This is a genomic window from uncultured Gimesia sp., from assembly GCF_937910335.1.
In the GTDB taxonomy this organism is placed as follows: Bacteria; Planctomycetota; Planctomycetia; order Planctomycetales; family Planctomycetaceae; genus Gimesia.
Genome location: NZ_CALEMX010000561.1, coordinates 1 through 5,888 on the forward strand (window position 1 = coordinate 1; position 5,888 = coordinate 5,888).

The window sequence follows — 5,888 nt, forward strand, 5'->3', positions numbered from 1 at the left end:
AGACAGGGACCCACTGGTTTGTCTTCATCGAATTTTCTACAAATCGAATATGCCATCATTTCAAAAGGAGCATTTTATTATGCGACGCTTACTAAAAAAGGGTTTCACACTGATTGAGCTATTGGTGGTCATCGCCATTATTGCCATCTTGATTGCCTTGCTCCTTCCTGCCGTACAACAGGCCCGCGAAGCAGCCAGGCGTTCTACATGCAAGAATAACATGAAGCAAATGGGACTGGCGTTACACAACTACCACGACGTTTTTAACAAGTTTCCACTTGGTGAGCTCGCTGCGTATGCCGGTAACTGGAAAGTCGGAATCTTACCCTATCTGGATCAGACCAATGTTTATAATCAACTGATCTTCGGGCCAGACCGTTTTCGAAGTACTAGCGGCTTATTCAACACCGTTTTGACCGGTTTTAAAGTTCCTGGCTTAAACTGCCCCTCAAGTCCTCTTGATGACAATGGGCAATCAACGGGAGGTTTTGACAATGGTGGAAACGCTCAACTACACGATTACACTGCCGTTATGGGCTCCTATCCCGATCCGGGAGGACTGACTTCTGAATGTCTTGACACTGGTTCATGGGGATCCTTCGTTTGTGCTAATGGCCTCATGTTGGTTAACGAGACTGTAGCGATGCGCGATAATACAGACGGGACATCAAATACCATTTTGGTCGGAGAGCAGTCAGGCAATGTGGCAGGGCTTGATAAACGGGCCAACTATTGGGGCGGCTGGTGTGGAACAAGCCGGGGTCCTTCACCGATAAACGCTTATGCAACCGGCACGACTATGGTCTCCGCGGGCACTACCACTCTGCGGTATCCACCGAATACCGACCATGGATTAGCAGCTGCGGTCACCTGTGTTGGCTCCAGTGGTTGTGGCACACCTTACAGGCACAACACACCACTAAGTTCATTTCACTCGGGCGGCGTACACGCGTTGATGGCTGACGGGGCTGTTCGCTTTATCTCCTCAAGCATTGATATCAACACTTACTTACAACTCGGTGCCAGAGCCGATGGTCAAGTCATTGGCGAATTTTAAGCCATTTTTTGGTTTCGTCGCAGTAAACTGAAATCCAGCCAGGCATACCCCAGGGGCGGTCTTCCGCAGTGAGAAAGATTGCCCTTGATTATTTAAGATGGTTACCACAACGCCAAGGAGATGTTTTCTCAATGAGCCTAACCCGCTTTGTAATCTATAAACTTGATTATTGTCTTTTACTCTCGGCCTTTTTACTTGCTTCTGTTCTTACGGGCTGCGGTGGTGGAGGCGATGTCGATAAGACACCTAAGGGTAAAGTAACTGGGAAAGTGACAGTCGGTGGTGCGCCATTTGCTAAAGGCAGCATTCATTTCACTTCAGAGAAGGATGGCAACGCGTTTGGAGCAGAGATGAAAGCAGAGGGCGTGTTTGAAATCGCCGCTCCGATTCCGGCTGGCTCCTACAAAGTCACCCTGTCTCCACCCTCTTTGGGACCAATAAAAGGTGCAGATGGTCAAATGAGACCTCCCACAGCTAAAGAGATGAAGAACAACGTACCCAAGAAATACCGCTCAACTGCATCCAGTGATAAAACCGTGGAAATTAAAGCAAGTGATAACGAGCTTACGATCGATTTGAAATAAAATTTAGATTTAGACGGTTTATATCACCAACTGTCGGCAACTCGGTTTGATTGTAAGTGCTCGTCAATGGAAAACCGGCCACATTCGCTTTTGATACTTCACAGGGAATCGTATTTGGCACAGTCAGCTTTACCGAAACTCCTCTTCAGATAGAAGTCATCACAGAAACTGAGTAACAATCCGGTCTGCTGTTAGAGCAGATCAAGCCGGACCTGCTCTAACAGCATCAGCATCAGAAATAATTGGCGTACGGCACTCGGTTTCATAGATTGGATAGGTTCTACCAACCCATAGCAGGGGTGAAATTGTATGAACATTGATGTTCACAGTCACGCCTGGAAATTTCCAGATCACTTCAATGACGATTTTTGTCTGCAGGCGGCGCGACGGGCTAAGGCAGGCGTGGAACTCGATCTGACTATCAAATAAATACGAAGCCTATCGAAATACTGCTCCAGCAGAGACACGCACTGTTGTCTTCGGGGGTAAGGCGCGGTTGAGTGGCCTCCGAGTGGATGACCGATACGTGGCCGATTATGTCAATGCACACCCGGAGACTCTCATCGGCTACATGTCGCTGGACCCGACTCAAACCGGCTGGCAGGATGAAATGCGTGAAGGTTATGAAACAATGGGGCTGCGAGGCATTAAACATGCTGCCCATGTATGCCGGTTTTAAGCCTGACGATCCAAGTCTGGATTCGCTCTGGGAATTCGCAACCCAACACAAACTGCCGGTCCTCTTACACACCGGCACCACTTTTGTCGCCCAGGCTCCGCTTGACTGCACGTTGCCGCGGCACATTGACCGGGTGGCAATCCGGTTTCCGGAAGTGCGAATTGTAATGGCACACCTCTCTCATCCTTTCGAGGGAGAGTCGGTTGTAGTAATACGAAAACATCCGCATGTCTATGCCGATATCAGCGCACTCCATTACCGCCCGTTTCAATTGTATCACAGCTTGATGCTCGTGCAGGAATATGGCGTGTGGGATAAACTGCTGTTTGGTTCTGACTATCCCTTTACTACCGTGAATGCCTCGATCGATGGTTTACGGAATCTCAATTCACAGCTCGAAGGAACAGCCCTGCCCCGTCTCGACAGCGAACAGATTGAATCATTGATTTTTCGTAATGCCCTGCTGCTTCTGGGGCTGGAAGCCTGACCTGCCCCAATACTGTTCGGCACGAGGGTTGCTTTGGTGATTCACTTTTGAGAACAGGGCATAGAGTGATTGTAGAAATTGCGGAGATGAGATGCGAGTGTTAGGTGCTCGTAAAAACCGGTGCAGCGTTAAGGAAGGCAAACGAGACGTGCCAGCGGCCCGCGTTCAGTCGTTCTGCTTTTTCAGTTTGGAGATGTGTGATAGCAGCTCTTCTTCATCACACATGCCTGTGAAGTACCAGCAGATCATTTCATACGTTCGCAAGGTAGGCTTACGCCCGGTCCACAGACTGATCAGCATGCTGGCGATGATCGCGCAGTAAGTTTGAATTTCAATGCCGTTCTGTGAATGGCTCAGCAGATGACGACAGCCCAGCATGTGCTTGAAGAAACGAAAAAAGATTTCAATCGTCCAACGATATCGATACATCAGCGCGATGATTTCTGCGGGAACATCCGTGAGATTGGTCACAATACGTAGAATACCATCACAGGACGGACCCGTTTTCTTTCCACCATATCGGGTTCGTTTCTGGTGTGGCGCCATCTTGATTTGAATCAGTCGCAGCCGATGATTGGGTTTTGATTTCGCAGAACCCGATCCCAACTGAATGATTTCGTCACACAGTACATGAGCAGCCTGATCTGCATCGCTGAGTTCCCGTTGAGAGACCACGTCATAAACGCTGTTGTTGCGAATTCGACAGACGTAGCTGCTGCCTGCGTCAACGATGCGATTGAAAAGTTCGAATTTTGCATAGCCGCGATCCATCACGTACGTGCGATCCGATTCGACGACTCTTTCCATGACGGCTCGTTCATCATATTTTCCGCCTGCAGTTGGCGTGATATCCATTCGCGTGGGAACGTGACGATCCACTTCGAAATGCGTGTGTAGCGTCCAGTTCATCAGACCGCCGTTGCTTGACTGAGCATCAGGAAAGCAAGCCATGGCGATCCGCGGCAAGGCAGAGATCACAGTGCCATCGACCAGTGTCAGCGTATGTTTGATATCCTGAAGCCGACTGTCTTTTGCAATCGGAGCCAATTTATCGCCTAGTGCTGCGATGATCGGTTTGAGCCGTTCGGAATCGAAGACGGCCACCGATTCCGAAAGCGAGCCCAGGGAAGTTCGCGGGCAATTTAGTTTTTTCTGGACCTTCTTCAGCTCACTGGCCTCTTGTAAACCTCGTAGCGATGTCACGATGGGATTGAACAGATACAATAGCATCAACGAGCAATACTGATCCATAAGTAGACTACGATTTCCTGCTCGGTCGCGCTCACAGCCGACGTCATGCAGTGTCTGCAGCAGGCTTCCGATCTGCCGAAAATACTTCAGCCCGGTGATATCCTGCTCTTCGATTTCAACACGTTTTGCACGTGGCATGACTGCTGCCTCAAACAGTCAACGCGCCTTCCTGCGTGCAAATTGACCAATTTACAAACCACGAACATCACAATGGTCTGCTGTTAAAAAACGGTACCAGTTGTTATGAAGAATACCAGTCCTCATAATGAGGTCAAGGAGATTTTGAATGACAACGAAAAAACGTAAACGGCATACCCCCGAACAGATCGTTCGAAAACTGCGTGATGCAGACGCCATGCTCAATGCGGGTCAAAATATGGCCGCCGTGCTTCAGACACTGGAAGTGAGCGAATCGACCTTCGAACGCTGGCGAAAACAGTATGGCGGCATGAAATCAGAAGAGGCAAAACGGCTAAAGGCTCTCGATGAGGAAAACAAACGCCTCAAGCAAATTGTTGCCGACCAAGCCCTCGATATCCAAATGCTGAAGTTTGTTAATGAGGGAAACTTCTAAGCCCTTCTCGGAAAAGAGTCGCCGTGAAACAACTGCAGTCTGAATTTGAGATTTCTGAACGACGTGCGTGTTGCGTGGTCGATCAGCCTCGGAGCAGCCATCGTTACGTGCCTGGCCCACGTTCCGACGAAGGGCCATTGGTCAAACAGATGTTGCAGCTGGCAAAACAACGTCCGCGATTCGGTTATCGTCGTATCGGCTGTTTACTCCGACAGAAAGGCTGGCAGGCTAGCGATACACGGGTATTCCGACTATGGCGTCGAGAAGGGTTAAAAGTGCCTCAAAAGAAGCGAAAACGGAAGCGTTTGGGGACTAGCGTGAATGGCTGCCTCTATCGTCGCTCTGAAAATAAGGATCATGTCTGGTGTTGGGATTTCATATTTGATCGCACCACAAACGGCAGTCCGTTGAAGTGCTTATCAATCGTTGATGAGTACACTCGTGAGTGCCTGTCGTTGAAGATGGATCGTAGCATTAAGAGTGAAGATGTGATTGATACATTGGCCGAATTGTTTGCGATGCGTGGCGTTCCGAAGTGCATTCGGAGCGACAATGGACCAGAGTTCGTATCGAAGGCAATTCAACGTTGGTTGCAACAGTTAAAGATCGAAGCGTTATACATCGAACCAGGGTCGCCTTGGCAGAATGGATACGCGGAAAGTTTCAATAGTCGTTTCCGGGATGAATTCCTGGGGATGGAAGAATTCGAGTGCTTGTCGTCAGCAAGGAAACTGACGAATCAATTCAGGGATGATTACAATCAGAATCGACCACACAGTTCGTTGGGGTATGTGTCCCCAGCAGAGTTTGCGAGTCGCTGTGCAGTTTCCAATCGGGCTGCGCCCTCACTACAACTGCACAGCGAAATTACCTAACCCAACCTTCATAAGGGCTGGTACAAGTTTTTAATGCAGGTCAACAAAACCAACAAAATAAACCTGTTCGCGTCACATTTAATTAAGATAGCATAAACCGTGCCGAACAGTATTGGGCCAGGTCAGCCCAGATCAGTTTAAGCAGGCCGCATAGCATTTACACAGCGTCCACTATCTCTGGGAAGTCCAAGCAGTCTACACGAATTGAAAGTGATCTTGGTACAGATGGAACTGTTTTTCCGGGACAGCATTTAGCACACGGTTTATTTTACCTGCCATCAGCACAATTTATTCTTCTTATTGCACTGTGTCGAATGTGAATAAACCTCAGTATTCATTTCTTAGTATATTTATAATCAACTTAAATCTAGCTTGACCCAC

4 protein-coding genes and 1 pseudogene are annotated in these 5,888 nt (G+C 48.7%); 4 read left to right on the forward strand and 1 reads right to left on the reverse strand.

Annotated elements, in window-relative coordinates:
- Window positions 1-79 precede the first annotated feature (79 nt).
- The 3 genes and pseudogenes from Q0668_RS23065 (at window position 80) to Q0668_RS26015 (ending at window position 2,807) form a co-directional block, all read left to right on the forward strand.
- Window positions 80-1,057: a DUF1559 domain-containing protein gene (locus Q0668_RS23065; RefSeq protein WP_298868896.1), complete on the forward strand. Its 978-nt coding sequence runs from the start codon at window positions 80-82 to the stop codon at window positions 1,055-1,057.
- Window positions 1,058-1,188: 131 nt separating this feature from the next.
- Window positions 1,189-1,641, forward strand: coding sequence for a hypothetical protein (locus tag Q0668_RS23070; RefSeq protein ID WP_298868897.1), 453 nt, complete (start codon window positions 1,189-1,191; stop codon window positions 1,639-1,641).
- Between the two features lie 309 nt (window positions 1,642-1,950).
- Window positions 1,951-2,807 (forward strand): annotated as a pseudogene (locus Q0668_RS26015) (amidohydrolase family protein).
- Between the two features lie 165 nt (window positions 2,808-2,972).
- Here Q0668_RS26015 and Q0668_RS23085 read toward each other — a convergent pair.
- Complete coding sequence (locus Q0668_RS23085) at window positions 2,973-4,196, reverse strand: IS4 family transposase (protein ID WP_298868900.1); 1,224 nt, start codon at window positions 4,194-4,196, stop codon at window positions 2,973-2,975.
- 148 nt (window positions 4,197-4,344) lie between these two features.
- Here Q0668_RS23085 and Q0668_RS23090 point away from each other — a divergent pair.
- Window positions 4,345-5,507, forward strand: a protein-coding gene (locus tag Q0668_RS23090) for an IS3 family transposase (RefSeq protein ID WP_298868901.1) whose coding sequence is annotated in 2 segments (ribosomal slippage) — window positions 4,345-4,618 and window positions 4,618-5,507 — 1,164 coding nt in all. Because the reading frame shifts where the segments join, the coding sequence is not laid out codon by codon here.
- The last annotated feature ends 381 nt before the right edge of the window (window positions 5,508-5,888 follow it).

Excerpts from the sequence above, each read along its gene's own strand:
- Q0668_RS23065 (WP_298868896.1), top strand. The coding sequence starts at position 80 with ATGCGACGCTTACTAAAAAAGGGTTTCACACTGATTGAGCTATTGGTG.
- Q0668_RS23070 (WP_298868897.1), top strand. The coding sequence starts at position 1,189 with ATGAGCCTAACCCGCTTTGTAATCTATAAACTTGATTATTGTCTTTTA.
- Q0668_RS23085 (WP_298868900.1), bottom strand. The coding sequence starts at position 4,196 with ATGCCACGTGCAAAACGTGTTGAAATCGAAGAGCAGGATATCACCGGG.